We start from the raw sequence: 1057 nt of genomic DNA on the forward strand, positions 1-1057 counted from the left end.
CCCTGAACTGATCGTCAATCGAGACGTCGCGCTGATGCCGGTTCATGATCCTTTGCAGGTCCAGAAGTGGCTGGCTGCCCAAGGAGCCAGGCACCAAATGAGCTTCAGCGATCCGTCCGAACTCAAGCTCACTCAGAACAGGAGTGCTTGTGGCGTCCTCAAGTGGCACCGATCTTCGAATAGAAGCCGAAGCACGCAGCGCCTCCTCTCGCGTCAGTTCCATGAACAGCTTAGAGGCCAAATCGAACATCTCGGCGTCAACGTCTGGCAGGAGAGCGATCTGGTCTAGCAGTGCCTTGACGCGCCCCTTAGCCGCAGGCCGCCCCTCGTAAGCGAGACGGTCCACGAAGGCGACCGGGATGGGCGCACTTAAGCTGCCATCCTCAAACGTGGCCTGCTGCCGGTTTCGTGGACACGAAGATAAGATCGTGACCAAGGGACCGGAGACCACACATGACGAGACGGAAGTTCAGCCGCGAGTTCAAAACCGAGGCTGTGAAGCTGGTGACCGAGCGCGGCGTATCGGTGGCGCAGGCAGCCCGTGACCTGGATGTCGCCGAGAGCGTGTTGCGGCGCTGGATGCGGGAGCTGACTTCTGCGCCAGCTGCGGCGTTTCCAGGGAATGGGCAGATGCGCGCCGATCTGGCCGAGATCGCGGCATTGAAGAAAGAGGTCGCCCGGCTTCGGGCGGAGCGTGATATCCTGAAGAAAGCGGCAGCTTTTTTCGCGCGCGAGGCGACATGAGGTTCGCCTTCATCACCAGGCACCGCCACATCTGGCCGGTCAGCTGGCTGTGCGAGGTGCTGGAGGTCTCGCGGTCAGGCTTTCACGCATGGCTCAACCGCCCGAACAGCACTCGCGAGATCCATGATGCCAAGCTTGTCGCAGCCATCGACAAGAGCTTCAAGGCCAGTGACCGGACCTATGGCGCCCGCCGCGTCTGGCGCGATGTGCTTGAAGAAGGGCTTGCCTGCGGACTGCATCGGATCGAGCGGCTGATGCGTATCAACGGTCTGAGGGCATGAACTGGCCCCCGTTTCGACCGGACACCTGGGCA

At 61.6% G+C, this 1057-nt stretch carries 1 protein-coding gene and 1 pseudogene; one reads left to right on the top strand and one right to left on the bottom strand.

The annotated features are described in order from the left end of the window. Positions 1–223 (bottom strand): hypothetical protein (locus EPA64_RS16570; protein WP_220443782.1); only part of this gene is annotated, 223 nt, incomplete at its 3' end. Between the two features lie 230 nt (positions 224–453). Here EPA64_RS16570 and EPA64_RS16145 point away from each other — a divergent pair. Continuing rightward, positions 454–1022: pseudogene (locus EPA64_RS16145) on the top strand (transposase); the annotation flags it as partial. Positions 1023–1057: the final 35 nt, after the last annotated feature.

Origin of the sequence: Paracoccus luteus (assembly GCF_004522155.1) — a bacterium.
GTDB lineage: Bacteria > Pseudomonadota > Alphaproteobacteria > Rhodobacterales > Rhodobacteraceae > Paracoccus > Paracoccus luteus.